This window comes from Plantibacter sp. PA-3-X8 (genome assembly GCF_003856975.1).
Taxonomy (GTDB): domain Bacteria; phylum Actinomycetota; class Actinomycetes; order Actinomycetales; family Microbacteriaceae; genus Plantibacter; species Plantibacter auratus.
Genome location: NZ_CP033107.1, coordinates 3,194,508 through 3,218,684 on the forward strand (window position 1 = coordinate 3,194,508; position 24,177 = coordinate 3,218,684).

A 24,177-nucleotide genomic window follows, 5' to 3' on the forward strand; every position below is an offset into this window, starting at 1 on the left:
CCGAGTGCTGCATCATTTGGGCGGAAGACGCACTGGCGATGCCAAGCATCATGTCGTGGGAATCGTCCATCTCGCACATCACCAACTTCACTTCAGTCCCCCACTCCCCACGTGGGGCACCTCCGGGCTCCTTGGCCTGTGATGCCAGCATCAGGACCCCACCCCTGTTGACCGCGAGTTTCTCGTATCCTGATGTGTCTCGGCTCTCTAGCTCTAGCAGGGGTTGCAGGTCTTCTCCTACCTGATTGTCCACTTCGCTTCCCCGCCAGCGGACGCACGTATGCGTGATCTCTGTTCACCGACTTGCGAATGTTGCAGATCAGGTGAGCGAGCACTGAGTTGTCACGCGTATGATCTCCGCCTCTCGACAGCGGCACGACGTGGTCCAAGCTCGCGCTCGTAGCGTCGGGATCGAGCACTTCGGGGTCGACCTGCTGTCCGCAGATACCGCAAAGCCAATGGTCTCGCTCGTACACCTCCCACTGGTCGAATCGCTCGATGGCCGCCTCCTCCCGCGCCTTCCGCTCATGCTTCGCCGCGTTGCTGCTGACTCGGCGTCGACGATCCATTTCCGCTCGGTAGCGAGCCGAGTGCGTCGGCGCAGGATAGCGCGGCGAATCGACGGGGCGGCGGCACAGCACTCCCAGAAGAAGTAGTCCACGCCGTCGGGCTGTCGGTCCGTAATGCGCTCGCGACGCCATGCACACAGCACGCCGTCGACTTGGAAAGTGTGGCTGAACAATGGCCTTGAAGCCGTTCGCCTCCTGGGATGTGCGGCCCGATCACCAAAGATGAGTATTAGCCGTCGCTGGTGGCGCCGGAAACAAACATGTCGCCGCTTTCGGCAACGGCTATCACGACCCGCGCGGTGAAGTAGCTGTCGGGCACGTCCTAGACGAGGTATTCGGTGCAGTCGCTCATTCCCCATGCGGTGGCGCTTGCCGAGTGGGCCGGCGAGCGCGTCCCCGTGATTGAAGCGGGTCGAACGGCGCACGAGGAGCGGTTCTGACCACCTGCCCGCGCTGCGAGCCAACGGAAAAAGTCCCGGAAACCAGATGGTTTCCGGGACTTCATGGTCGGGCTGACAGGATTTGAACCTGCGACCCCTTGACCCCCAGTCAAGTGCGCTACCAAGCTGCGCCACAGCCCGATGCCATCTCCGCGGGCGGAGAAGACAACTCGAACAGTCTAGCGGATTCCGAGAGCGCTCCGTGACACGGCTCCGGCGACCACGGCCCGGCCCAGACAGGCCGCATTCGTCGGGTAGGAGGTCTCCCCTGCCCGCCCCCGCACGGGGCACGCTACCGTGACTCGTCCGCGCCCGCGTGACAAGACAAACCGACCGATCCGGTCACCCGACGAAGGACCACCATGCGCTACAGCCACTACTGGAAAGAGGTCCGCGTCGCGGCCCTCACCGCCCTGCCCGTGGCGATCGTCTCGGGCATCGTGCAGGTCAGCCGGAACACGCCGATCGACGACGCCATCATCGGCGGCGCCATCACCTTCGTCGCGTTGTCACTGCTCATCCCCGTGGTGCGCCACTGGCTGCACCCCGAGTCCCGCGGCTGACCACCGCGACACGACGAGGCATCTCCAGGACGCATCCCACGACGTGCCGAGAGAGACGGGCCTGAGCCCGGACAGCCGCTACTCGGCCTTGCGATCCGCGACGAGCTGGTCGCGCACCTTGCGCCGCAGCACCTTACCGATGAGCGACGTCGGCAGCTCGTCGAGCTGCACGACCCGCTTCGGCACCTTGTACGCCGTGAGGCGGGTCCGGCAGTAGTCGCGCAGCGAGCCGGCGTCGAAGACGGTCCCCGCACGCATGACCACCGCGGCCGTCACGTCCTCGCCACCGGAGTCGCGCGGCAGTCCGACCACGGCGGCCGACTCGACGTCCGGGTGCGACAGGAGCGTCTCCTCCACCTCGGACGGGCTCACGTTGAACCCGCCGGTGATGATGAGTTCCTTCACCCGGTCGATGACCGTCACGAAGCCGTCCGCCGACACCGTCACGATGTCGCCGGTCCGCAACCAGCCACCCTCGAGCAACGCCTCGCGCGACTCGTCCGGACGACCCCAGTAGCCCTGGAAGACCTGCGGGCCACGGAGCAGCAACTCGCCCGACTCCCCCGCCGCACGATCCACCGTCGGGTTCTCGGGATCGACGACGCGGATCTCGGTGCTCGGGAACGGCACACCCACGGTGCCCGGCCGACGCGACGGACCGATCGGGTTGCCGAGCGCCACCGGCGACGACTCCGTCATCCCGTAGCCCTCGACGAGCAGACCGCCGGTCGCCTCCTCCCACCGCGTGACCGTCGACACCGGGAGGCTCATCGCACCGGAGATCGCGAAGCGGACACTCGTCAGGTCGACGCCCTTGCGGCTCGAAGCACGCGACAGCGCGTCGTAGATGGGCGGCACCGCCGGCAGGAACGTCGGCGGGGACTTCTTCGCGGCTGTGAGCACCAGCTCCAGGTCGAACTTCGGGAACAGCACGAGCCGCGCCCCGATGCTCATGGCGAACGTGAGGCACAGCGTCATGCCGTACGCGTGGAACAGCGGCAGGACTCCGTAGAAGACCTCGCCACCTTCGCTCAGGCCAGGCACCCAGGCGCGTCCCTGCTCGGCGTTCGCCCGCAGGTTGCGGTGCGTCAGGATGGCACCCTTCGGTGCCCCGGTCGTCCCACTCGTGTACTGCAGGAGCGCGGTGTCGTCGAGCGTCGGACGCACGACCCGCTTCGACAGCTTCCGTCCGCCGATCAGACGTTCCCACGGAAGCACGTGCTTCGCCGACGGGGTCGCGGTCATCGCCGCACGCGACTCGCGCGCACGCTTCACCGGCAACCGGAGCGCCAGACGCTTCGACAACGGCAGAGCCTGAGTGATGTCGACGGACACGATCCGGCCGCGCATCACGTCGGCCGGGAGGTCGGCCACGAGGTCGTAGACCTTGTCCCACACGATCGCGACGTGCGCGCCGTGGTCCTCGAACTGATGCCGCAGCTCGCGAGCCGTGTAGAGCGGGTTGTGCTCGATGACCGTCGCGCCGAGCCGGAGCGCCGCGTAGAACGCGACGACGTGCTGCGGGCAGTTCGGCAGCACGAGCGCCACGCGGTCACCCGGCTTCACGCCGAGCTTGCGGAGCCCCTCGGCCGCTCGCGCGACCTGTTCGCCGAGCTCGCTGTAGCTCGTCTCGGCACCGAAGAATTCCAGAGCGATGCGATCACCGAAGCGCTTCACCGAGGTGTCGAGCAGGTCGACGAGCGTCTCGGTGACCTCGTCGATGTCGGCGGGCACGCCACTGGCGTAGGACGACAGCCACGGCCGCTCGGCCAGACGCTGACGCTGTGCCTCGCCGGCCTCGGTCGGCTCCGACGACTGCTCGCCCTCGCGCTGCTCGGCTGTGTTTCCTCGATGGTCCACGACGATCCTCCAGATGACACCCGTGCGCACCGCACGCATGCCTCCACCCTAAGCGGGCGCGTATGCCCGACCGGGGATGCGACCGGACCGCTTGACAAGCTCCAAAGCGACACCGGTGAATCGCCCGAGGAGTCGTGGAACAACGCCAGAAGCCGGCCACCCGAAGGCGACCGGCTCCCGATGGTCCAGCCGACTCAGACGGCGTCGGGTGACGCGGGCGTCTTCGGCTGACGCTTCGCGGCCGCAGCCGCGTTGTCGGACATCGCCTGCTGGAGGTTCTCCCCCAGCGCGCCACCGGCGACCCCGCCCAGGAGGGCGGACAGGTCGAGCCCGGTGATGTCCTTGACGACCTTCGGAACCTCGCTGACCACCTGGCCGACCGTCTTCGTGACGGCGGACGCGCCCTCGGTCGAGATGACCGTGAGGTTCGAGATGTTCCCGAGCGGCTCGGACACGGCACGGGTGATCTCAGGCAGACGGGCGATGATCTCGGACGCGAGCCCGGCCTCACCGTACTTCTTCAGCGCCTCCGCCTTCGCGTCGATCGCTTCAGCCTCCGCCAGACCCTCCGCGGCCACGGCCGAGGCCTTCGCGTCACCCTGGGCACGGATACCCTCGGCCAGCGCGATCTGCTTGTCGCGCTCAGCGGTACCGGCGAGACGCACGGACTCCGCAGCCGCCTGGGCGTCCTGCACCGCCGCGACCTTGTTCGCCTCGGCGATGGTCTTGCGCTTGAACGCGTCGGCTTCCGTTGCGGCATTGGCCGCATCTCGGGCCGCCTGCGCGCGCTGGACCGTCGCGTACGCGTCGGCCTCGGCCGGCTTGCGCACCTCGATGTCGAGGCGCTCCTGCTCCACCTTCGCCTTCTCGGCGAGCGCCTCACGTTCCTGCTCCGCGACCAGGCGGTCCTGCTGAGCCGTGGCGAGCTGACCCGAGGCCTCGGCCTCGGCGTTCGCGCGGTCGGTCTCCGCCTTGATGGTCGCCTGCTTGAGGCTCAGGGCCTTCTGGCGCTCCGCGACCTGCTCCGCCGCTTCGATCCGCGCGAACTCGGACGCACGAGCGGTCTCGGCCTCCTTGATCTCCGCGTTCTGCCGGGCGAGTGCGTTCTCCGCTCGACCGAGGTCGGCGAGGTAGTTGGTGCCCGGCGTCGAGATGTCGGAGATGTTCAGCAGGTCGACCTGGAGGCCTTGCTCGGCGAGATCCGTCTTGGTCGCCTCGACCACCGCTTCGGACAGGGCGTTGCGGTTGGAGATGATCTCCTTGATCGGCATGTTGCCGATGATGGACCGCAGCGACCCTTCGAGGGACTGCTGGATGATCTGCGTCAGCGACCCCTGCTGCGAGAGGAAGCGCTGCGCGGCACGGCGCACACCCTCCGGCGTGCCGGACACCTTGAAGTTCACGCTCGCCTGGATGGCGACCTTGATGAAGTTCGTGTCGACGCCCTCCACGACGATGCCGATCTGGCGCTGCTCGAGCGAGATCGGGAAGCCCTGCTGCAGGATCGGCCAGATGAACACGCGCCCACCGATGACGACGCGCTGCCCGCCATCGGGCTCACCCGTCTTGGCGCCGGCCCCCCGACCGACGATGACGAGCGCCTGGTTCGGCGGTACGCGCTTGATCCGTCCGGCGACGAACGCGACGATCGCGAGCGCCACCACGACGAGTGCGATCACGGCGATCACCGTGATGTTGGTGGTGATGAAGTCCATAGGGCAGGTGCCTTCCCCTCGAGGGCGTGCTGGTGGATGGATGGAATCAGGGCTGCGTGTCGGCAGCGGCACCGCCCGATGCGGGTTCGACCTTGACGCGGGAGCCCTGGAGCTCGACCACGCGGATTCGACTGCCGGTCTCGATCCGGGTGTCGGAGAAGGCGAGGCGCGTCTCGATCTCGTGCGGACCGTCGAGGCTCACCTCGCCGAAGGAGGCCGAGATGGTCGACCGGGCGACGCCGTAGAGACCGAGCGGTGAACTCGGCGTGCCGTCCTCCGAGCGCTTGAAACTCCGGATCATCAGCTGGACGCCGACAAGCACGAGGACACCGATGACGGCCGAGATGACGTACGCGGACCAGACGGGCAGCCCGTTCGCGAGCACGATCGCACCGACCGCACCGAAGACGGTGAACGCGCTCCCGAGCGCGGTGGCCGAGACCGCCCCGTCCAGGAAGTCGAAGATCTCACCGAAGACCAAGGAGATGAGGACGATCACGAGACCGACGGCGCCGACGATGATGAACAGGGTCATGGCACCAACCCTACTGAACACCCAGACGGAGTGCGGGAAAGCGGTCTCCCGTGACGGCGCCGACGGTCTGCAGGCTCCTGTGGAGCGACTGCCGCTGCCCTCAGCTGACTTCGTCGAGCAGCTCCGTCAGCCAGCCGGCACCGCGCGTCGTCGCGCCCAGACCCTCGACGCGTTCCCGCAGCTCACGGTCGGAGGTGACCACGACGACCGCGCCGTCGAGCCCACGGACGACGTCCACGATCGCGTCGTCGCCACTCCCCGCCGCGTCGACGACCGAGACGCCCGCCCGCAGCTCGTGACCGGGCTCTCGCACGTCGTCATCGGCGTGGACGCCGCGGGCCTGTCCTTCGACGACGGCGACGTAGGCCGGCCACCAGCGGTTGAAGTCGAGGTCGAGCGCCTGGGCGTCGAGTCCCTCGTGCGCGAGGCGGACGAGTCGCGCGACGAAACGCTGCGCGGCACCCGCACGGTCCTTCCACCATCCGTCCGGACGTGAGCCGACGACGTTCGCGACGTCGACGACGACCGTGACGCGGCGCTCGAGCTGCGACCGCAGGCCCGGCCACGAATCGGCGAAGCCCGGGTGCAGGGGCAACGTCTCGACCTCGGCGAGCGGCACCCAGGCGAGGGCGATGCTCTCCGGGTCGGAGACCACTGGTTCGAACGGCTCGACCGCCTCGACGATCACCGTCGTGTACGACCAGAATCCGAGATCGAGCACGGAGTCGAACCGTAGCTCGATCGACTCGGCGGGGACACCCGCCTCCTCGTGCGACTCGCGGACCGCACCGTCGACAGCGCTTTCGAACTGGTGACGCGCGCCTCCCGGGATGCCCCAGGTGCCGCCGAAGTGGCTCCAACCGGCCCGGTGCTGCAACAGCACGCCACGCGCTCGATCGTGCACGAGGAGTCCGGCTGCACCGAAACGACCCCAGTACTTCCGGCCGTCCCCGGATTCGACCCAGGCATCCCCGGCGTCCCGGACGGGGCCGCCGGGAGGATGCGCATCAGTCATTGGACCAGCCTGGCACGAAACGCTGTGCGCCACCCCCTTGCCCAGGGTCATCTCCACCGCACGTGCGGAATATGTTATATATTGAACTCCAGTATTGCATCGGCCGCGCTCGCGCCCACCGCACCGAACCCACGCGAAGGACCCTCATGGATGCACGTCAACGCCGGACGCGGGCACGGCTCGCGCGCACGATCCTGCAACTCGCCGCAGAACGCCCCACCTCCGAGATCTCCGTCTCGGAGATAGCCGCACGCGCCGGCATCAACCGATCGACCTTCTACCAGCACGCGGCGGCGCCGTGCGAGCTGCTCGAATCGGTCCTCGCCGAGGAGCTCACGGAGCTGAGCATGACCCACCTGGCGACCGTCTCCGCGGACGACGCCCCGGCGGCGATCACCCGGGCCACGGTCGCCGCGCTCCGCCACATCGACGAGCGCGCCGACATCTACCGCGTCGGTCTCGGCGACGACCTCATCGGCGCGAGTCTGCAGCCGATGCTCAACCGGGTATTCACATCCACCGTGCTCGACATCTTCGAGCGCGGGGCGATCACCCTCCCCCACGCCGAATGCCTGAGCGAGGAGCAGCACGAGCTGTTCATGCGATCAGCGGCGCACTTCGTCGCCGCGGGCTCCGTCGCGAGCTTCCGTGTCTGGCTCGACACCCCAGCACCACGCGACGTCGAGTCGTTCCTCGAGGTCATCCGCGAACTGCTCCCGAGCTGGTGGCCGTTCGAGACCGAACACGGGCCCGCCCTGGCGCCCGCCGACGAATCCACCCTCGCTCGCTCCTGATCACACCTCGACCAGTACGACGAAGGCCCGGGGCCACTCCATGGAGAGTGGTCCCGGGCCTTCGTCGTCGCCGTCCGAGGGACGGACGCGGCGGATCAGCGCTGGCGCTTCTCGCGGACGCGCATGTTGACGTTGATCGGCGTGCCCTCGAAGCCCCAGATCTCGCGCAGGCGACGGATCACGTAACGACGGTAACCGGGGTCGAGGAACCCGGTCGTGAAGAGCACGAAGGTCGGCGGACGGCTCGCGGCCTGCGTGCCGAACAGGATGCGGGGCTGCTTGCCACCGCGCAGCGGGTGCGGGTGCGCCGCCGTGAGCTCGGCGAGGAAGGCGTTGAACTTGCCCGTGGGGATACGCATGTCCCACGACTCCAGTGCGACCTCGAGGGCCGGGACGAGACGCTCCAGGTGGCGGCCCGTCCGCGCGGAGATGTTGACGCGCGGCGCCCACGACACGTGCGAGAGGTCCTGCTCGATCTCGCGCTCCAGGTACTTCCGGCGTTCGTCGTCGAGCTGGTCCCACTTGTTGAAGGCGAGCACGAGGGCACGACCGCTCTCGAGGACGAGGTCGATGATGCGCACGTCCTGCTCGCTGATCACCTCGGTGACATCGATGAGGACGACGGCCACCTCGGCCTTCTCGAGCGCCGTGCTCGTGCGGAGCGACGCGTAGAAGTCGGCACCCTGCGACAGGTGCACGCGACGACGGATACCGGCGGTGTCGACGAAGCGCCAGATCTTGCCGCCGAGCTCGATCTGCTCGTCGACCGGGTCGCGGGTGGTCCCGGCGAGGTCGTTGACGACGACGCGCTCCTCGCCTGCGGTCTTGTTGAGCAGGCTCGACTTGCCGACGTTCGGGCGCCCGAGGATCGCGACGCGGCGGGGTCCGCCGAACTCGTCCTTCGCGACGGCCGAGACCTGCGGGAGGACCTTGAGGATCTTGTCGAGGAGGTCGGCGACACCACGACCGTGGATCGCGGAGACCGGGTGGGGCTCGCCGAGGCCGAGGTTCCAGAGCGCTGCGGCCTCCGGCTCCTGACGGGCGTCGTCGACCTTGTTGGCGACGAGGAAGACGGGGCGTCCGGTCTTGCGGAGCAGCTTGACGACCTGCTCGTCGGTCGCCGTGGCGCCGACCATGGCGTCGACCACGAAGATCACGACGTCGGAGAGGTCGATGGCGATCTCGGCCTGGGCCGCGACAGACGCGTCGATCCCCTTGGCGTCGGGCTCCCAGCCACCGGTGTCGACGACCGTGAAGCGACGGTCGTTCCACTCGGCCTTGTAGTTGACGCGGTCGCGGGTGACACCGGGGGTGTCCTCCACGACGGCTTCACGACGGCCGAGGATGCGGTTCACCAGCGCGGACTTGCCCACGTTCGGGCGACCGACGATCGCCACGACGGGCAGCGCCGGCAGGAAGCGGATCTCGTCCGGGTCCTCCGTCGCGCCGTCGAGGATGTCGAGGTCGTCGCCCTCGAGGTCGTAGTCGGCCAGGCCGGAGCGGAGGGACGCGGCCCGCTGGGTCGCGAGCTCCTCGTCCATGTCCTGGAGGCGGTCCGCGAGGTCGTCGGGGCCTCCGTCGAACTGCTCGTCATCGTGAGCCATGGGAGTTCCTTGCTGTGAGGGATTCGGTGACGCGGACGACCGCGTCGACCGTCTCGTCGAAGTCGATGTGCGTGGAGTCGACCGTGGTCACTCCGTCCGCCGCGTTCATGAAGTCGACGACCCTGGAGTCCGCCCGATCACGCCGCTGCAGTTGTTCCGCGACGTCGCCGGCAGGGTGGCTCTCGAATTCCGCTGAACGCCTGGCCATTCTAGCCGCTTCGGATGCCGTGAGCAGGATCCGAGCCTGAGCATCCGGTGCGACCACCGTGGTGATGTCGCGTCCCTCGACGACGATGCCCGGGCGGTCGACGTCGGCGATGAGGGATCGGAAGGTCTCGTTGATCCACGCACGCACCTCCGGGACACGGGCGACGGCGGACACGACGGCCGTCACGCGGGGGCCCCTGATCTCGTCGGTGACGTCGCGATCCCCGAGCGTGAACGCGGTCACGTCCGGATCGAGGGAGACGGTGAAGGCGCCACCGAACGCGTCGAGCGAGCCGATCACCGCCGCCGAGTCCTCGGGGTCGACGTCCGCATCGAGCGTGTGGAGCGCGAGCGCGCGGTACCAAGCGCCCGTGTCGAGGTAGCGGTAGCCCAGCCGACGGGCGACGGCCTTGCTCACGCTGGACTTGCCGCTGCCGGCCGGTCCGTCGATCGCGACCACGACGGGTGCGTCCGGCGTCGTCGACGCGTCGGTGCTGGTGGGGTGCTGTTCGGTCATGTCTCTTCCTATACTTCCGCGATGCGCCAGCCGCGCGACTCGAGGTCGTCGACGGTGCGCTGCTTGACCTCGGGGAGGACCTGGACCTCCGCGAGACCGATGTTCGCGCCGGGCGAGTGCTCCAGTCGCAGGTCTTCGATGTTGACGCCGATCTCGCCGAGCTCCGTGAACAGGGCGCCCAGCTGGCCGGGGCGGTCGTCGAGGAGGACGACGATGCTCGCGAACCGGCGGTTCTGGCCGTGCTTGCCGGGGAGTCGTGCGACGCCGGTGTTGCCGGCGGCGATCGTGTCCGCGATCGTGCGGCGAGCGCCCGGCACCTCCGGATCCCGGAGTGCCGAGATGACCGACGCGAGGTCGGTGGAGAGCTGCTCCAGCACGGGGAGGACCTCGGCGTGGTTGGCGCTGAGGATCTGGACCCAGAGCTCCGGTGCGCTCGAGGCGATGCGGACGGTGTCGCGCAGGCCCTGTCCGGCGAGCTGGATGGCGCCCTCCTCGGCGTCCTGCAGCTGGGCGGCCAGGAGGCTCGCGACGAGTTGCGGCGTGTGCGAGACGAGCGCGACGAAGCGGTCGTGTTCGTCCGGCGTCATCTCCATCGGGATGGTGCCGAGGTCGAGCGCGAGGCCCTCCACCTGCGACAGCGCCCAGGCGGGTGTCTCGGCGTCGCGGCAGATCACCCAGGGGCGGCCGAGGAAGAGGTCGGCTCTCGCGGAGATCGCTCCCCCGCGCTCACGGCCGGCGAGCGGGTGGGAACCGATGTACCGGGCGAGGTCGACGCCGCGCTCGAGCAGTGCGCGGTACGGTTCGAGCTTCACGCTCGCGACGTCGGTCACGACGGCATTCGGGAACGCGGCGAGTTCGGACTCGATGACGCGGGCGGTGACGTCCGGTGGGACGCAGATGACGACGACGGACGGGTCGTCGGTGGGTTCCGCTGCACGACCCGCGCCGTAGTCGATGGCGAGGCGTAACTGGCTGGGCGACGCGTCGTCGAGGATGATGTCGACGCCCTTGGCGCGCAGCGCGAGTCCGATGCTCGCGCCGAGGAGGCCGGCTCCGACGATGCGGACCGACCCCTGCACGCGCGCGGGCGCGGAACTCAGGTCGCTCATGCCGTCGGCTCCGACGCCTCCGCTGCCGTGCCGTCGGCCGCGCGGGCTTCAGGACCGTGAGCGCGGGCGATGGTCAGGATGGCGCCGAGTTCGTCCTTGCTCAGCTCGCGCAGCTGTCCGGATCCGAGGGTCCCGAGGTGCAGGGGGCCGAACTGACGGCGCACGAGGTCGACGACCGGGTGGCCGACGGCGTCGAGCATGCGACGGACGATGCGGTTCCGCCCGGAGTGCAGCGTGAGCTCCACGAGGCTGAACCCGTCCTCGGTGCCGAGCAGGCGGGCCTTGTCGGCGGAGATCGGTCCGTCCTCGAGTTCGATGCCCGCGGTCAGCTTCGCGAGGACCTGCGCGGTCACCTTGCCGGTGACCTTCGCGATGTACGTCTTCTGCACACCGAACGACGGGTGCGCGAGCACGTGCGCGAGGTCGCCGTCGTTGGTGAGGATGAGCAGACCGCTCGTCTCGGCGTCGAGGCGGCCCACGTTGAAGAGCCGTTCCTCGTACTGCTCGGTGAAGCGGCGCAGGTCGGGGCGACCGCGGTCGTCCTTCAACGAGCTGTAGATGCCCACCGGCTTGTTGAGCATGAGGTAGCGCTTCGAGGCGTCGAGCTGGATGGCGCTGCCGTCGACCGACACGAGGTCGTGCTCCGGATCGATCCGCGAGCCGAGCTCGGTGACGACGACGCCGTTCACCTCCACACGGCCGTCCTCGATGAGTTGCTCAGACACGCGCCTCGAGGCGACGCCGGCGTTCGCCAGCACCTTCTGCAAGCGGATGCCCTCTGATTCAGTGCTGGTCAATGTCGAATCCTTCCCGGCCATCGTCGAGCAACGGCGAGATCCGCGGCAGCTCCTCGATGGCGTTGATACCAAGTTGGGTGAGCAGGAGATCGGTGGTGCCGTAGTTGATGGCACCCGTCTCACTGTCGGTGAACATCTCCGTGATGAGTCCGCGTCCGAGGAGGGTGCGGACGACGGAGTCGACGTTGACGGCGCGGATCGAGGCGATCGCGCCGCGGCTGATCGGCTGCTTGTAGGCGATCACGGCCAGGGTCTCGAGCGCCGCCTGCGACAGCTTCGTCGGGTTCTGGGTCACGACGTAGTCGGTGACGAGCGCGTCGTAGTTGGCTCGGACGTAGATCCGCCAGCCGCCGCCGACCTCGCGGAGTTCGAACCCGCGTCGGACGCCACCGCGTTCGCCGTCGTAGTCGGCGACGAGTTCGGCGATGGCCCGTCGGACGGCGCCGACCGGGACGTGCACGGCGGCGGCCAGGTTCACGAGGCTCTGCGGTTCGTCGGCGACCATGAGGATCGCCTCGAGCGCACGCGGGACGTCAGGTGCGGGCACCGGCGCGGGCTCGGCCGGCAGGCCCTGGGCGGCGTCCGTCGGCCGCTCGATCGACTCGGGTGTCGCGTCAGGCATCGTAATCGGCTCCCAGGTTGGCGAGGCTGTCGTCGTTCCAGGTCTCGGCGGTCCAGCGGAGCGTGAGCTCACCGAGCGGTTCGATCTGCTCGAAGGACAGCGCGGCGTGTCGGTACAGTTCGAGCACGGCGATGAAGCGCGCGATGACCACGCCCTTCAGCTCCGCACCGGCCACGAGCTCGCGGAAGGTGTGTGACCCGCCGCGGCGCAGGATGGCGACGACGTGCGCCGCCTGTTCCCGGATGCTCACGAGCGGTGCGTGCAGGTGGTCGAGGCCCACGGTCGGCACCTCGCGCGGCGTGAACGCGAGCGTCGCGAGTGCGCCGAAGTCCTGCGCGGTCAGCGTCCAGACGAGTTCCGGGGTCTGCTGACGGTACTGCTCCTCCAGACGGACCGCCCGGAAGTGGCGCGCCGCCTCCAGGTCGAGGCGCTCCGCGAACCACGCTGACGCCTGCTTGAACGCGCGGTACTGCAGCAGGCGGGCGAACAGCAGGTCCCTCGCTTCCAGCAGGGCGACGTCCTCCGCGTCCACGAGCTCACCCTGCGGCAGCAGCCCCGCGATCTTGAGGTCGAGCAGGGTGGCCGCGACGACGAGGAACTCGCTCGCCTGGTCGAGTTCGTCGTCGGCCTCGAGCGTGCGCAGGTAGGCGATGAACTCGTCGGTCACGCGGCTGAGCGAGACCTCGGTGATGTCGAGTTCGTGCTTGCCGATGAGGGTCAGCAGGAGGTCGAAGGGCCCTTCGAAGCCCTCGAACGACACCCGGAACGACGGTGCCGGTGTTGGGTCGACGGTCGTCGCCTCAGCGGAGCGCGAGCCGGTGTCGCCGGCCGGAGGGAGGACGGCCACGGGCGTCCGCGCGGGATCAGGCGATCGCGCCACGGGAGATGAGCTCTCTCGCGAGCTGACGGTAGGCCTTCGCGGCGGCGTGCTCCGGTGCGAACTCGGTGATCGGGGTTCCGGCGACGCTCGCGTCGGGGAACTTCACGGTCCGGCCGATGACCGTCTCCAGGACCTTCTCGCCGAACGCGTCGACGACGCGCTCGAGGACCTCACGCGAGTGCAGGGTCCGGGAGTCGTACATGGTGGCGAGGATGCCGTCGAGCTCGATCGCCGGGTTGAGGCGGTCGCGCACCTTGTCGATGGTCTCGATGAGCAGCGCGACACCGCGGAGCGCGAAGAACTCGCACTCGAGCGGGATGAGGACCCCGTGGCTGGCGGTGAGGGCGTTGACCGTGAGCAGGCCGAGCGAGGGCTGGCAGTCGATCAGGATGACGTCGTAGTCGTCGGACACCTTACGGAGCACCCGGGCCAGGATCGTCTCGCGCGCGACCTCGTTGACGAGGTGGACCTCGGCGGCCGAGAGGTCGATGTTGGCCGGGAGCACGTCGAGACCCTCGATGGCGGTGTGCTGGATGACCTCGGCCGGGTCCTTCACGGTGCCGAGCAGCAGGTCGTACACGGTGTTGGAGTCGTGGGTGGAGATGCCGAGACCGGCGGACAGCGCGCCCTGCGGGTCGAAGTCGACGACGAGCACCCGGCGGCCGTATTCGGCCAGCGCGGCGGACAGACTGATGGTGGTCGTCGTCTTGCCGACGCCACCCTTCTGGTTGCAGAGCGAGATGATGCGTGCCGGACCGTGCTGCGCCAGTGTGGGCGGCACCGCGAACTCACGACGCGGGCGGCCGGTCGGGCCGTTCGGGTTCAGTTCGGCGGCGGTCTTGCGCGCAGAATCCTGCACTGCGCTCGTGTGCTTCGTACCGGCCACCGGTGTTGCCTCGCTCCCGCTTGCTGTCGTTCGAGTGACGAGTCTACCGGGCCACGGGTCAGGCCTGCGGTGCCGCTCCGCCCGTGGTCCATCTGGCCCGGGGATGGGACTGCGTGTACACGTCGCGGAGGTTGTCGACCGTCACCAGCGTGTACAGCTGGGTCGTCGCCACCGAGGAGTGACCGAGGAGTTCCTGCACGACGCGGACGTCGGCTCCGCCCTGCAGCAGGTGCGTCGCGAAGGAGTGTCGGAGGGTGTGCGGCGAGACGTGCGATTCGAGTCCTGCGCGCTCGGCGGCGCGTTGGAGGACGAGCCACGCGCTCTGCCGGGACAGCCGCGCACCGCGCTGCCCGAGGAAGAGCGCCGGCGTGGACCGGCCGAGGCCGGAGAAGACCGGCCGGACGCGCACGAGGTAGCGGTCGACGGCGTCTCGGGCGAAGCTGCCGAGCGGCACGATCCGCTGCTTGCCGCCCTTGCCGAGGAGCCGGACGATGTCGGTGTCGATGACGTCGTCCACGTTGAGACCGACGGCCTCGGAGACGCGGGCTCCTGTCGCGTAGAGCAGTTCGAGGAGCGCCTTGTCGCGGACGGCCAGCAGGTCGTCGCCGTCGGTCGTCTCGAGCAGTGCCCGCACCTGGTCGATCGTGATCGCCTTCGGGAGCCGTCCCGGGAGCTTCGGCGGGCGTACCTCGCGCGCGACGTCGACCTCGACGAGCTGTTCGTCGAGCAGGAACCGGTGGAGACCACGGATCGACGACAGCACCCTGGCGAGCGAGGACGCGCGCACCGGCTGCCCCTCCGGTGTCCGGAGCGACGCCGTGTACTCCGACACGTGCGCGGCGGTGACGGCCGGTGCCTCGACGACACCGTGCGCGCCGAGCCAGGCGAGATAGCCCTCGAGATCCCGCCGGTAGGCGGCCTGCGTGTTGGCTGACAGGCCGCGCTCGATCGCGATGTGCCGCAGGTAGTCGGCGACCGCGCGATCGGGCGCCACGCCTCAGGCTCCGCCCGGGCCGATCGTGGAGTCGCCGCTGTCGCGCAGCGTCGACCACCCGCGATCGCGAGCCGCGGCGGCCGTGAGGACGCCGAGCATCAGGATCGAGTTGTGGAGCCGGCCGTCGAGCACCGCGGCCACGGCGTCGTCGAGGGGCACCCACTCCACGAGGATGTCCGCCTCCTCCTCGGCACGCGCGAAGACCTCGGCGGTCGCGGTGAGGTCACGCGCGAGATAGATGCGGATCGACTCGTTGCTACCTCCGGGCGTCGTGTAGAACTCCGTCAGCAGCTGGAGCGAACCGGCGACGAGGTCGGCCTCCTCCTCCAGCTCGCGACCCGCGGCCACGGCCGGATCCTCCCCCGCGATGTCGAGCAGGCCGGCCGGCAGCTCCCAGTCGCGCTCGCCGATCGGGTGACGGTACTGCTGGATGAGCAGGACGCGCTCGTCGGCGTCGAGCGCCAACACCGCGACCGCACCGGTGTGGTCGACGAACTCTCGCACGACCTCGCCGTCGCCGTAGCGGAACGTCTCCCGACGGATGTCCCAGACCTTGCCCGCGAACGCGCGCTCGGAGGACACCACCTCGACGGGGTGCGACTCGTCGCGCAACGACGCGGCGTCGCCGACCGACTCAACCATTGGCGACGTCGAACAGACGGCTCGCCTGCTGACGCTCGAGCGAAGCACCGACGAGGCCGGCGAACAGCGGGTGCGCGTGGTTCGGGCGCGACCGCAGCTCGGGGTGCGCCTGCGTCGCGACGTAGAACGGGTGCACCTCGCGCGGCAGCTCGACGTACTCGACGAGCGTGCCGTCGGGCGACAGGCCGGAGAACTGGAGGCCGGCGTCCGCGATCTGCTGGCGGTAGCCGTTGTTCACCTCGTAGCGGTGACGGTGACGCTCGGACACCTCGTCCGCACCGTACAGCTCGGCGACGATCGAGCCCTCATCGAGCTTCGCCGCGTACAGACCGAGGCGCATCGTGCCACCGAGGTCGCCGCCGGCGATGATCTCGACCTGCTCGGCCATCGTCGCGATGACGGGGAACTGCGTGTCGGGGTCGAACTCTGAGGAGCTGGCACCCTCGAGCCCGACGACGTTCCTCGCGTACTCGATGACCATGCACTGCAGGCCGAGGCAGAGGCCGAGCACCGGGATGCCGTTCTCGCGGGCGAACTTCAGGGCGCCGAGCTTGCCCTCGATGCCGCGGATGCCGAAGCCACCGGGGACGCAGATGCCGTCGACGTCGGCGAGCGCCTTGATCGCTCCCTCGACGGTCTCGCAGTCGTCGGACGGGATCCAACGGATGCTGACCTTGGTGTCGTGGGCGAAGCCGCCGGCCTTGAGCGCCTCGGTCACCGACAGGTAGGCGTCGGGCAGGTCGATGTACTTGCCGACGAGACCGATGGTGACGGCGTGCTTCGGGTGGTGGACGGCCTCGAGGAGGTCGGCCCAGCCGCTCCAGTCGACCTCGTTGGTGACGAGACCCAGGCGGTCGGCGATGTACGCGTCGAGGCCCTGGTCGTTCAGCATGGTGGGGATGTCGTAGATGCTCGGGACGTCGACCGCGTTGACGACCGCGTCCTCGTCGACGTCGCACATGAGCGCGATCTTGCGCTTGTTGCTCTCGGTCACCGGGCGGTCGCTGCGGAGCACGAGTGCGTCGGGCTGGATGCCGATGGACCGGAGGGCCGCGACCGAGTGCTGCGTCGGCTTCGTCTTCTGCTCACCGGAGGCGCCCATGTACGGCACGAGGGACACGTGGACGAAGAACACGTTGTTCCGGCCGAGCTCGTGTCGGATCTGGCGAGCCGACTCGATGAACGGCTGCGACTCGATGTCGCCGACCGTGCCACCGATCTCGGTGATGATCACGTCGGGCTGCGGCGTCTCGGACGCCTGGAGGCGCATGCGGCGCTTGATCTCATCCGTGATGTGCGGGATCACCTGCACGGTGTCGCCGAGGTACTCGCCGCGACGCTCCTTGGCGATGACGGTCGAGTAGATCTGACCGGTCGTCACGTTCGCGGCCTGGCTCAGCTCGATGTCGAGGAACCGCTCGTAGTGGCCGATGTCGAGGTCGGTCTCGGCGCCGTCGTCGGTCACGAAGACCTCGCCGTGCTGGAACGGGTTCATCGTGCCCGGGTCGACGTTAAGGTAGGGGTCGAGCTTCTGCATGACCACTCGGAGCCCGCGCGCCGTCAGCAGGTTGCCGAGGCTGGCTGCGGTGAGCCCCTTGCCCAACGAAGAAACGACACCACCAGTCACGAAGATGTGCTTGGTCGTGCCGTTGGAGCCCGAGACGATGCCGTCGATCGGAGAGTTCAGGTTGCCCGCTTCAGAAGTATTCACCACGGGCTTTTATCCTACCATCCAGTTCGGGTTCATGTGTCGCTTCCTTCGCGGTCGCATCGTCAGGAGGCTGCGAGGGCGAGCAGTTCGCGGGCGTGGGCGAGGCCGCTGTCGGACTCCGCGAGCCCGGAGAGCAGCCGCGCCATCTCCGCCTCCCGCTCGGCGCCGACGAGCTGGCGCACACTCGAGGCCGTCACCGAACCGTCGCCGCCCTTGACCACGCTCAGGTGGTTGTTGGCGAAGGCCGCGACCTGCGCGAGGTGGGTGACGACGATCACCTGCGAGCGCTCGGCGAGGGCCGCGAGGCGACGCCCGATCTCGATCGCCGCGGCTCCGCCGACACCGGCGTCGACCTCGTCGAACACGAAGGTGGGCACGGGGTCCGCACCGGCGATGACGACCTCGAGGGCGAGCATCACGCGGGACAGCTCTCCACCCGAGGCGCCCTTGCCGAGCGGTCGGGGCTCGGCACCGGCGTGCGGCCGGAGGAGGAAGGCGATCACGTCCTTGCCGTGCAGCGTGAGGTCGTCGCGATCGGACACCTCGACGACGAGCTCCGCCTCGGCCATGGCGAGCGAGCGCAGTTCCGCGCTCGCGGCTGCGCCGAGTCGAGCGGCGGCTTCGACCCGGACGGCGCTCAACGTCGCGGCGGCGGCGTCGACCTCCCCGGACAGTCGTTCGACGTCGCCCTCGAGCTGGGTGATGCGGTCGGAGTCGCCGTCGAGTTCCATCAGGCGGGTGCTGCCCGTCTCGAGCAGGTGCAGGACGTCCTCGGGCGACGGACCGTACTTCCTGGCGAGCGTCGCGAGGGTCGCGCGGCGCTCCTGGACGACCTCGAGTTCGCGAGCGCCGTCCTCGTCGAGTCCGGCGAGGTAGCTCGAGAGCTCGGCGGCGATCTCAGCAGCCAGGTAGCTCGCGTTGGCGACACTCGCGGCGATCGCGCCGAGGGCGGGATCGTGCACCGAGGCCCGGTCGAGCTGCCGCCGCGCGCCTTCGAGCAGTCCGACGACGTCGCTCTCCTCGCCGGCCTCGGCCGAGACGAGCTCTCGGGCGCCGGCCGCCGAGAGGCGGAGCTCTTCGAGGTTCGTCAGTCGATCTGCGCGCTCGGCGAGCTCGGCGTCCTCGCCGGGCTGTGGGTCGGCCTGCTCGATCTCGGCCAGCGCGACGCGCAGCTGCTCGGCCTCGAGGAGTCGCGTGTCGCGCTCGTTCGTCAGGGTCTCGAGTTCCGTCCGCAGCTCCAGGAGCTCCGTGTAGCACCGCTGGTAGTCGCCGAGAGCACGCTGGAGCGGTTCGCCGGCGAAGCGGTCCAGGGCGTCCCGCTGGGCCGGCGCGGCCCGCAGTCGGATCTGATCGGACTGCCCATGCACGACGACGAGCTGCTCGCCGAGTTCGGAGAGGATCCCGATGGGGGCCGTGCGGCCACCGACGATCGCGCGGCCGCGGCCCTCGGCGGTCACGATCCGACCGAGCAGCAGCTCTGCGGCATCACCCGCGGGATCGAGGTCTCCCCCGGCTTCGCGGACGCGCTCGGCGACCGCGCCGTCGCCCGGCACCAACCAGCGTCCTTGGACACTCGTCTGCTTCTGGCCCGCTCGCACGACGCCGCTGTCCGACCGCTGTCCGAGGAGCAGCCCGAGGGCGGTGACGACCATCGTCTTGCCTGCGCCGGTCTCGCCCGTCACGGCGGTGAAGCCGGGACCGAGCGGGAGTGTCCCGGACGCGATCACGCCGAGGTCGCGGATCTCGATCTCCTCGATCATGCGGTGCCCTCCTGATCGCTGTGGTGTCGGGTGGCCGTGGAGGCCGGGAGGTGGATCGTGCCGGTCATCGGCTCCTCGCGTCCGACGGGGCCACGCCAACCGGTGACCGGTAGCCGGAACTTGTTGACGAGTCGATCGGTGAAGGTGCTCTCGTGGAGGCGTGCGAGGCGGACCGGCACCGAGGAGCGTCTGACGACCACCCGGGCGCCCGGCTGGAGGTCCTTGGCCCGGCGTCCGTCGCACCAGAGCACGCCGAGGCCGTCGGTGCGTTCCAGCACCTCGACGGCGAGGGACGACTCCGGACCGACCACGAGCGGCTTCGCGAACAGGGCGTGCGCGCTGAGCGGGACGAGGGTGATGGCCTCCACCGACGGCCACACGACCGGCCCGCCCGCGGAGAAGTTGTAGGCGGTGGAGCCGGTCGGCGTCGAGATGACCACCCCGTCGCACCCGAAGGAGGAGAGCGGACGCTGATCGACCTCGATCACGACCTCGAGCATCCGTTCCCGGCTCGCCTTCTCGACCGTGGCCTCGTTGAGCGCCCACGTCTCGTAGACGACCTCCGCGCCGACCTTGACCCGGACGGAGAGCGTCATGCGCTCCTCGACGAAGTAGTCGCGACGTACGACGCGTTCGACCGTCTCGGCGAGGTCGTCGCGCTCGCTCTCGGCGAGGAAGCCGATGTGGCCGAGGTTCACCCCGAGCAGCGGCGCCGCCGATCCTCGCGTGACCTCGGCCGCGCGCAGGATCGTGCCGTCGCCGCCGAGGACGATCGCCAGTTCGATATCGCCGAGGGAGACCTCCTCGTCGAGGATGGAGACGACGTCGAGCTCCGGGTCGACGGCGATGAGATCGGCCCGCTCCAGCGCGCTGAGGACCGGACGGACGCCCGCTTCCAGGAGCAGCCTGGAGACGAGCACGGCGGCGTCGCGCGAGTCGTCGCGGCCGGTGTGCGCGACGATCAGGATGTTCCTCGCCGCGACCGCAGGATCGGTGGAATGTGCCATCGGGTTACGCTCCAGCCATCGAGGTGATCTGCTGCATCCATTCTGTCGGATTGGTTCCGTGCTCCGCCGATATCCACACCACGTACTCGCGGTTGCCGTGGGTGCCGACGATCGGCGACGGGATGAGCCCGGCCGTCCCGAGACCGAGGTCCCAGGCCGCCCACAGGACGCCTGCGACGGCGTCGGCACGGAGCGCGGGATCGGTGACGACGCCCTCACGGACGCCACCACGACCGACCTCGAACTGCGGTTTGACGAGCAGCACGAGTTCCGCCGGTGACGCGACGACCGAGACGAGTGCCGGGAGCACCTGCGTGAGGGAGATGAACGAGAGGTCGCCGACCACGAGCGAGGGACGCTCGTCCAGGCCGGTGAGCTCACTGAGCTGCTCCGGCGTCAGGAAGCGGACGTTGCACCCCTCGACGACCCGCACCCGCTCGTCGTCTCGGAGCTGCGGAACGAGCTGGTCGTGCCCGACGTCGAGGGCGATCACCCGACGAGCTCCACGCTCGAGCAGGACCTGGGTGAATCCGCCGGTGGAGGCGCCGGCGTCGAGGACGAGTGCGTCGTCGACCACGACCGGGAAGGCGTCCAGGGCGGCGAGCAACTTGTGCGCGGCGCGACTCACGTAGTGGTCGGCGCCGGCGACGACGACCCGAGCATCCGGGTGGACCCGGTGGGAGGCCTTCACGATCGTGCGGTCGTCGACGCTCACGAGCCCGTCGGCGATGAGCTGGGCCGCATGGGTCCTGGAGCGGGCGAGTCCGCGCGCGGCGAGGGCGGCGTCGAGGCGGGCGGGCTGCGCGGCGGCGTCCGGCGAATCGGCTGCAGCCGGCGGTTCGGGTGTGTTCTCCATGCGCTACGCCGAGGTCTTCGGCGAGTCGCTCCCCTCGAGCGTCGCCCGTAGTTCGTCGACGAGCTGGCTGTATGCGGCGGCCCGCTCCTCGAGCGGCTGCTCGTCGATGAGGTGGACGCGGGACACGAGGCCGTCGGTCGGGTGCTCCGGTTCGTTCGTCACAGGGCAACCCTACCGGCCGCCACCGTCCCCGCCCCCGGGAACCGCTGTGGGCGAACACGCGTGGCGAACCGCGCCTCCCGAGGGCTGGGCATCACTCCGCGTACAGGTGCTCCGGGACGTTGAGCCCGTAGATGGCACGGCCTGACGCCCAGATCGCGGCGCACGCGGCACGCAACAGGTCGATCCGGGACGGGCCGTCGGACTCCACCACGACGTCGTTCCCTCGGATCCGCACCGTGGCCGCACCGACCGTCGCCGCCTTGCCGTCGCGCGACATGGTGGTGGCCGGATACGGCTCGTGCAGCTGCCGCAGGTCCTCGAGGATGAAGGTCGGCCGGGAGTGCTGATCGGCCGCGAGGACGTGCTTGGCCCGATCGATGCCGGTCAGGACCAGGGCTGACGCGATCCCGGCGCGGTTCGCGCCGAGGATGTCGGTGTCGAGTCGGTCGCCGATGAAGAGCGGCTTCGATGCGCCGAAACGCACCTTCGCCTCCTCGAAGATCGGTACCTCCGGCTTCCCGGCGACGGTCGCCAGACGGCCGACCGCCGTGTGGACGGCCGACACCAGCGTGCCGTTTCCCGGAGCGATCCCACGAGCCTGCGGGATGGTCCAGTCCGTGTTCGTCGCGACCCACGGCAGCTCGGAACCGTCGGCGGTCGGCGTCTGCAGCGCGAACGCCGCTTCCGCCAGCTGTGACCAGCCGACCTCGGGAGCGAAGCCCTGGATCACCGCAGCCGGCGAGTCCTCAGCGGAGCGGGTGACGACGAAGCCACCCTTCTCGACCTCGTCGACAAGCCCGGCGCCACCGACCACCAGGATCGTCGACCCGACGGGCACCAGGCCCGCCAGCAGCCGGACCGCGGCCTGAGGACTCGTGACGACCTCCGCCGGCGCGACACTGAGGCCGAGCTCGGTCAGGTGCTGCGCGACGGAGGCGTCCGTCCGGGAGGCGTTGTTCGTGATGTATCCGACGCGAACGTGCTCCGCCGCCAGGTTCAACGACTCCACCGCGTGCGGGATCGGGTTCGGGCCGGCGTAGACCACGCCGTCCAGATCCGCGAGGACCACGTCGACGCCGTCGAGCGGGGTCACGGGCTTAGGCCTTCTCGTCAGCAGCGGACTCACCGGAGGGCTCCTCCCCAGGCTGATCGTCGGATTCGGGGGCGCCAGCCGTGGGCGACTCGGGTTCGTCGTCGAACTCGAGGAACTCCTCCACGACCACCATCGTCTCGCCCTCGTCGTCCGCAGCGGACTGCTCGAGCGCTTCGGAAGCGATCATCGCCCGGTCGTGCCAGACGGCCGCCTCCTCCTCACGGCCGAGGACCTCGAGGGTCTCGGCGTACGCGTTGAACAGCGCCGGGCTGTAGGAGAACGCACGCTTCGGGTCGAGCTGTGGGATCTGGAGCTCGAGCAGTGCGTCCTCGGTCTGCCCGAGATCGAGCCGGGCACCCGACATCGCGATCGCGAGGGCGACGCGGACCGGTACGTCGAGGGTCGAGCGATCGACGGACCGTCCGAGTTCCAAGGCACGCTCCGGTCGGCCGACGCCGCGTTCACTGTCGACCATGAGCGGCAGCTGGTCGTCCTTGCCGGAGATTCGGCGGTAGGTCCGCAGCTCACGAAGAGCGAGCGCGTAGTCGCCGGTCTCGTACGCGGTGATGGCGAGGGTCTCGCGGACCATCGCGATCCGGCCGGCCCGACGGGCGGCGGACATCGCGTGGAGGTGGGCCAACGCAGGATCGCTGTCGATCAGTCGCGCCGCCATCGCCAGGTGTTGGGCGACGCCGTCGGCGTTCTCCTTGCTCAGGGTCTTCAGCTCGTTCCGCGCACCTTTGTCGAGGTCCTGCGGCGTAACGTCGTCGGGGATCTCCGGGTCGTCGTGACGCGGCCGGATCGACTTGAGCTCGAACGCGATGCGCTCTTCCTCGGTCAGCTCGCGCTCGCGTCGGAACGCGTCGCGGTCGCCGCGGGCCGGAGCGCCATCGCGCGTCCACAGCTCACGTCCACCGCTCTCGCGCCCGCGGTCGGGACGGCCACCACGCTCAGAGGAGTGTCCACGGTCGGTCCGGTTTCCGCGGTCCGGACGATCGCCGGACGACGGACGGTCGCCGCTCCGCGCAGGACGGTCGGACCGCTGGGGACGGTCCCCCGACGCCGGGCGGTCCCGCTGCCAGGCGGGACGGTCCGAACGCTGCGGACGGTCGCCGGACGCCGGACGATCCTTCTGCCACGCGGGACGATCAGACCGCTGCGGGCGGTCCCCCGACGCCGGGCGATCTTTCTGCCAGGCAGGACGATCCGAACGCTGCGGACGATCCCCCGATGACGGACGATCCCCCGATGACGGACGGTCACCACTGCGTGATGGACGGTCGGATCGCTGCGGACGATCCGTGCGTGGACGATCGCTCCTGGGCGCATCGGATCGCTGCGGGCGGTCGGTGCCGCGAGCACGATCATCGCGCCGTGGAGCACCACCGTTCCCACGGTTGTCACCGGAAGATCTCGGAGGACGTCGCTCACCCTTGTCGGGCTGGTCTGCTGACTGGTCACTCACGATGATCTCCACGGTGCTCGGACGCCGTCACCCGGCGTCAACCTACTGTTGAATTCTTGTCCCACGGTACCCGTGAAACGACGACTTCACGCACAAAGCGTGTTAACGCAAAATGGCCACCCAAGAACCTTGGGTGGCCATTTCAACGAAGAAGTCCGGCGGTGTCCTACTCTCCCACAGGGTCCCCCCTGCAGTACCATCGGCGCAAAGAGTCTTAGCTTCCGGGTTCGGAATGTGACCGGGCGTTTCCCTCTCGCTATGGCCGCCGAAACACTATTGATGTATCAAAGTGAACAAGCAAACCAACACGCTGTGCGAACACAGTGGTGTTGTTTGCGGGTTCTCGACCGTACATCGAGAACCACTCAGTGGAC

At 69.2% G+C, this 24,177-nt stretch carries 24 protein-coding genes, 1 tRNA gene and 1 rRNA gene; 2 read left to right on the plus strand and 24 right to left on the minus strand.

From position 1 onward, the window contains the following. Positions 1-92 precede the first annotated feature (92 nt). Together EAO79_RS19560 and EAO79_RS15080 are read right to left on the minus strand one after the other, a co-directional pair. Positions 93-701: an HNH endonuclease gene (locus tag EAO79_RS19560; RefSeq protein ID WP_124769470.1), complete on the minus strand. Its 609-nt coding sequence runs from the start codon at positions 699-701 to the stop codon at positions 93-95. 372 nt (positions 702-1,073) lie between these two features. Next, positions 1,074-1,150 (minus strand) — tRNA-Pro (locus tag EAO79_RS15080). A 221-nt stretch (positions 1,151-1,371) separates the two neighbouring features. Between EAO79_RS15080 and EAO79_RS15085 the strand changes: the two genes are divergently transcribed. Next, positions 1,372-1,572, plus strand: coding sequence for a hypothetical protein (locus tag EAO79_RS15085; protein WP_056005177.1), 201 nt, complete (start codon positions 1,372-1,374; stop codon positions 1,570-1,572). A 78-nt stretch (positions 1,573-1,650) separates the two neighbouring features. On the opposite strand, the gene EAO79_RS15090 is transcribed toward EAO79_RS15085, so the two are convergent. The 4 genes from EAO79_RS15090 to EAO79_RS15105 form a co-directional block, all read right to left on the minus strand. Next, positions 1,651-3,471 (minus strand): long-chain-fatty-acid--CoA ligase, encoded by a 1,821-nt coding sequence (locus EAO79_RS15090; RefSeq protein WP_124769471.1) that lies wholly within the window; start codon positions 3,469-3,471, stop codon positions 1,651-1,653. 155 nt (positions 3,472-3,626) lie between these two features. Next, positions 3,627-5,147: a flotillin family protein gene (locus EAO79_RS15095; RefSeq protein ID WP_064295482.1), complete on the minus strand. Its 1,521-nt coding sequence runs from the start codon at positions 5,145-5,147 to the stop codon at positions 3,627-3,629. Positions 5,148-5,193: 46 nt separating this feature from the next. Beyond that, positions 5,194-5,682, minus strand: coding sequence for an NfeD family protein (locus EAO79_RS15100; protein WP_124769472.1), 489 nt, complete (start codon positions 5,680-5,682; stop codon positions 5,194-5,196). 100 nt (positions 5,683-5,782) lie between these two features. Next, positions 5,783-6,697, minus strand: a complete 915-nt coding sequence (locus EAO79_RS15105; RefSeq protein ID WP_124769473.1) for an NUDIX domain-containing protein — start codon at positions 6,695-6,697, stop codon at positions 5,783-5,785. A gap of 146 nt (positions 6,698-6,843) precedes the next feature. Between EAO79_RS15105 and EAO79_RS15110 the strand changes: the two genes are divergently transcribed. After that, positions 6,844-7,491, plus strand: coding sequence for a TetR/AcrR family transcriptional regulator (locus tag EAO79_RS15110; RefSeq protein ID WP_164486954.1), 648 nt, complete (start codon positions 6,844-6,846; stop codon positions 7,489-7,491). Positions 7,492-7,586: 95 nt separating this feature from the next. Here EAO79_RS15110 and der read toward each other — a convergent pair whose 3' ends face one another. The 18 genes from der to rrf form a co-directional block, all read right to left on the minus strand. Beyond that, complete coding sequence (der, locus tag EAO79_RS15115) at positions 7,587-9,095, minus strand: ribosome biogenesis GTPase Der (RefSeq protein WP_085514417.1); 1,509 nt, start codon at positions 9,093-9,095, stop codon at positions 7,587-7,589. Then, entirely contained in the window at positions 9,082-9,819 is a 738-nt protein-coding gene (gene cmk, locus EAO79_RS15120; protein ID WP_064295487.1) for a (d)CMP kinase, read from the minus strand. Before cmk ends, der begins: the two co-directional genes overlap by 14 nt. Before the next feature lie 8 nt (positions 9,820-9,827). After that, positions 9,828-10,928, minus strand: coding sequence for a prephenate dehydrogenase (locus tag EAO79_RS15125; RefSeq protein WP_124769475.1), 1,101 nt, complete (start codon positions 10,926-10,928; stop codon positions 9,828-9,830). Further along, a complete protein-coding gene (locus EAO79_RS15130; protein WP_124769476.1) occupies positions 10,925-11,746 on the minus strand; it encodes a pseudouridine synthase in 822 nt (273 codons plus the stop codon). The genes EAO79_RS15125 and EAO79_RS15130 overlap by 4 nt, the downstream gene beginning before the upstream one ends. Beyond that, a complete protein-coding gene (gene scpB / locus EAO79_RS15135; protein ID WP_124769477.1) occupies positions 11,712-12,347 on the minus strand; it encodes an SMC-Scp complex subunit ScpB in 636 nt (211 codons plus the stop codon). The genes EAO79_RS15130 and scpB overlap by 35 nt, the downstream gene beginning before the upstream one ends. Beyond that, positions 12,340-13,194, minus strand: a complete 855-nt coding sequence (locus EAO79_RS15140; RefSeq protein WP_124769478.1) for a ScpA family protein — start codon at positions 13,192-13,194, stop codon at positions 12,340-12,342. Before EAO79_RS15140 ends, scpB begins: the two co-directional genes overlap by 8 nt. 16 nt (positions 13,195-13,210) lie before the next feature. Continuing rightward, positions 13,211-14,086 carry a ParA family protein gene (locus tag EAO79_RS15145; protein WP_071260744.1) on the minus strand — a complete coding sequence of 292 codons (876 nt, stop codon included), beginning with the start codon at positions 14,084-14,086 and terminating at the stop codon, positions 13,211-13,213. An 85-nt stretch (positions 14,087-14,171) separates the two neighbouring features. Next, complete coding sequence (gene xerD, locus EAO79_RS19230; protein WP_206428242.1) at positions 14,172-15,107, minus strand: site-specific tyrosine recombinase XerD; 936 nt, start codon at positions 15,105-15,107, stop codon at positions 14,172-14,174. Between the two features lie 3 nt (positions 15,108-15,110). After that, positions 15,111-15,749: an NUDIX hydrolase gene (locus EAO79_RS19235; protein ID WP_123539725.1), complete on the minus strand. Its 639-nt coding sequence runs from the start codon at positions 15,747-15,749 to the stop codon at positions 15,111-15,113. After that, positions 15,742-17,436: a CTP synthase gene (locus EAO79_RS15155; protein WP_194718987.1), complete on the minus strand. Its 1,695-nt coding sequence runs from the start codon at positions 17,434-17,436 to the stop codon at positions 15,742-15,744. Before EAO79_RS15155 ends, EAO79_RS19235 begins: the two co-directional genes overlap by 8 nt. A gap of 86 nt (positions 17,437-17,522) precedes the next feature. Further along, entirely contained in the window at positions 17,523-19,220 is a 1,698-nt protein-coding gene (gene recN, locus EAO79_RS15160; protein ID WP_124769479.1) for a DNA repair protein RecN, read from the minus strand. After that, positions 19,217-20,227, minus strand: coding sequence for an NAD kinase (locus EAO79_RS15165; RefSeq protein WP_124769480.1), 1,011 nt, complete (start codon positions 20,225-20,227; stop codon positions 19,217-19,219). The genes recN and EAO79_RS15165 overlap by 4 nt, the downstream gene beginning before the upstream one ends. Before the next feature lie 4 nt (positions 20,228-20,231). Then, on the minus strand, positions 20,232-21,083 hold the full coding sequence (locus EAO79_RS15170; RefSeq protein WP_124769481.1) for a TlyA family RNA methyltransferase: 852 nt from the start codon (positions 21,081-21,083) through the stop codon (positions 20,232-20,234). Between the two features lie 3 nt (positions 21,084-21,086). Beyond that, a complete protein-coding gene (locus EAO79_RS19120; protein ID WP_162852287.1) occupies positions 21,087-21,245 on the minus strand; it encodes a hypothetical protein in 159 nt (52 codons plus the stop codon). Between the two features lie 91 nt (positions 21,246-21,336). After that, on the minus strand, positions 21,337-22,338 hold the full coding sequence (locus EAO79_RS15175; protein ID WP_241160901.1) for an HAD-IIA family hydrolase: 1,002 nt from the start codon (positions 22,336-22,338) through the stop codon (positions 21,337-21,339). Positions 22,339-22,342: 4 nt separating this feature from the next. Beyond that, a complete protein-coding gene (locus EAO79_RS15180) occupies positions 22,343-22,978 on the minus strand; it encodes a hypothetical protein (RefSeq protein ID WP_241160902.1) in 636 nt (211 codons plus the stop codon). 197 nt (positions 22,979-23,175) lie between these two features. Continuing rightward, positions 23,176-23,769, minus strand: a complete 594-nt coding sequence (locus EAO79_RS19240) for a hypothetical protein (RefSeq protein WP_206428344.1) — start codon at positions 23,767-23,769, stop codon at positions 23,176-23,178. Positions 23,770-23,956: 187 nt separating this feature from the next. Then, positions 23,957-24,073 (minus strand): 5S ribosomal RNA (gene rrf / locus EAO79_RS15185). Positions 24,074-24,177: the final 104 nt, after the last annotated feature.

Bases quoted from the DNA above. Each gene is read 5' to 3' on its own strand.
- EAO79_RS19560 (WP_124769470.1), bottom strand. From the start codon at position 701: ATGGCGTCGCGAGCGCATTACGGACCGACAGCCCGACGGCGTGGACTA.
- EAO79_RS15085 (WP_056005177.1), top strand. From the start codon at position 1,372: ATGCGCTACAGCCACTACTGGAAAGAGGTCCGCGTCGCGGCCCTCACC.
- EAO79_RS15090 (WP_124769471.1), bottom strand. From the start codon at position 3,471: ATGCGTGCGGTGCGCACGGGTGTCATCTGGAGGATCGTCGTGGACCAT.
- EAO79_RS15095 (WP_064295482.1), bottom strand. From the start codon at position 5,147: ATGGACTTCATCACCACCAACATCACGGTGATCGCCGTGATCGCACTC.
- EAO79_RS15100 (WP_124769472.1), bottom strand. From the start codon at position 5,682: ATGACCCTGTTCATCATCGTCGGCGCCGTCGGTCTCGTGATCGTCCTC.
- EAO79_RS15105 (WP_124769473.1), bottom strand. From the start codon at position 6,697: ATGACTGATGCGCATCCTCCCGGCGGCCCCGTCCGGGACGCCGGGGAT.
- EAO79_RS15110 (WP_164486954.1), top strand. From the start codon at position 6,844: ATGGATGCACGTCAACGCCGGACGCGGGCACGGCTCGCGCGCACGATC.
- der (WP_085514417.1), bottom strand. From the start codon at position 9,095: ATGGCTCACGATGACGAGCAGTTCGACGGAGGCCCCGACGACCTCGCG.
- cmk (WP_064295487.1), bottom strand. From the start codon at position 9,819: ATGACCGAACAGCACCCCACCAGCACCGACGCGTCGACGACGCCGGAC.
- EAO79_RS15125 (WP_124769475.1), bottom strand. From the start codon at position 10,928: ATGAGCGACCTGAGTTCCGCGCCCGCGCGCGTGCAGGGGTCGGTCCGC.
- EAO79_RS15130 (WP_124769476.1), bottom strand. From the start codon at position 11,746: ATGGCCGGGAAGGATTCGACATTGACCAGCACTGAATCAGAGGGCATC.
- scpB (WP_124769477.1), bottom strand. From the start codon at position 12,347: ATGCCTGACGCGACACCCGAGTCGATCGAGCGGCCGACGGACGCCGCC.
- EAO79_RS19235 (WP_123539725.1), bottom strand. From the start codon at position 15,749: ATGGTTGAGTCGGTCGGCGACGCCGCGTCGTTGCGCGACGAGTCGCAC.
- recN (WP_124769479.1), bottom strand. From the start codon at position 19,220: ATGATCGAGGAGATCGAGATCCGCGACCTCGGCGTGATCGCGTCCGGG.
- EAO79_RS15165 (WP_124769480.1), bottom strand. From the start codon at position 20,227: ATGGCACATTCCACCGATCCTGCGGTCGCGGCGAGGAACATCCTGATC.
- EAO79_RS15170 (WP_124769481.1), bottom strand. From the start codon at position 21,083: ATGGAGAACACACCCGAACCGCCGGCTGCAGCCGATTCGCCGGACGCC.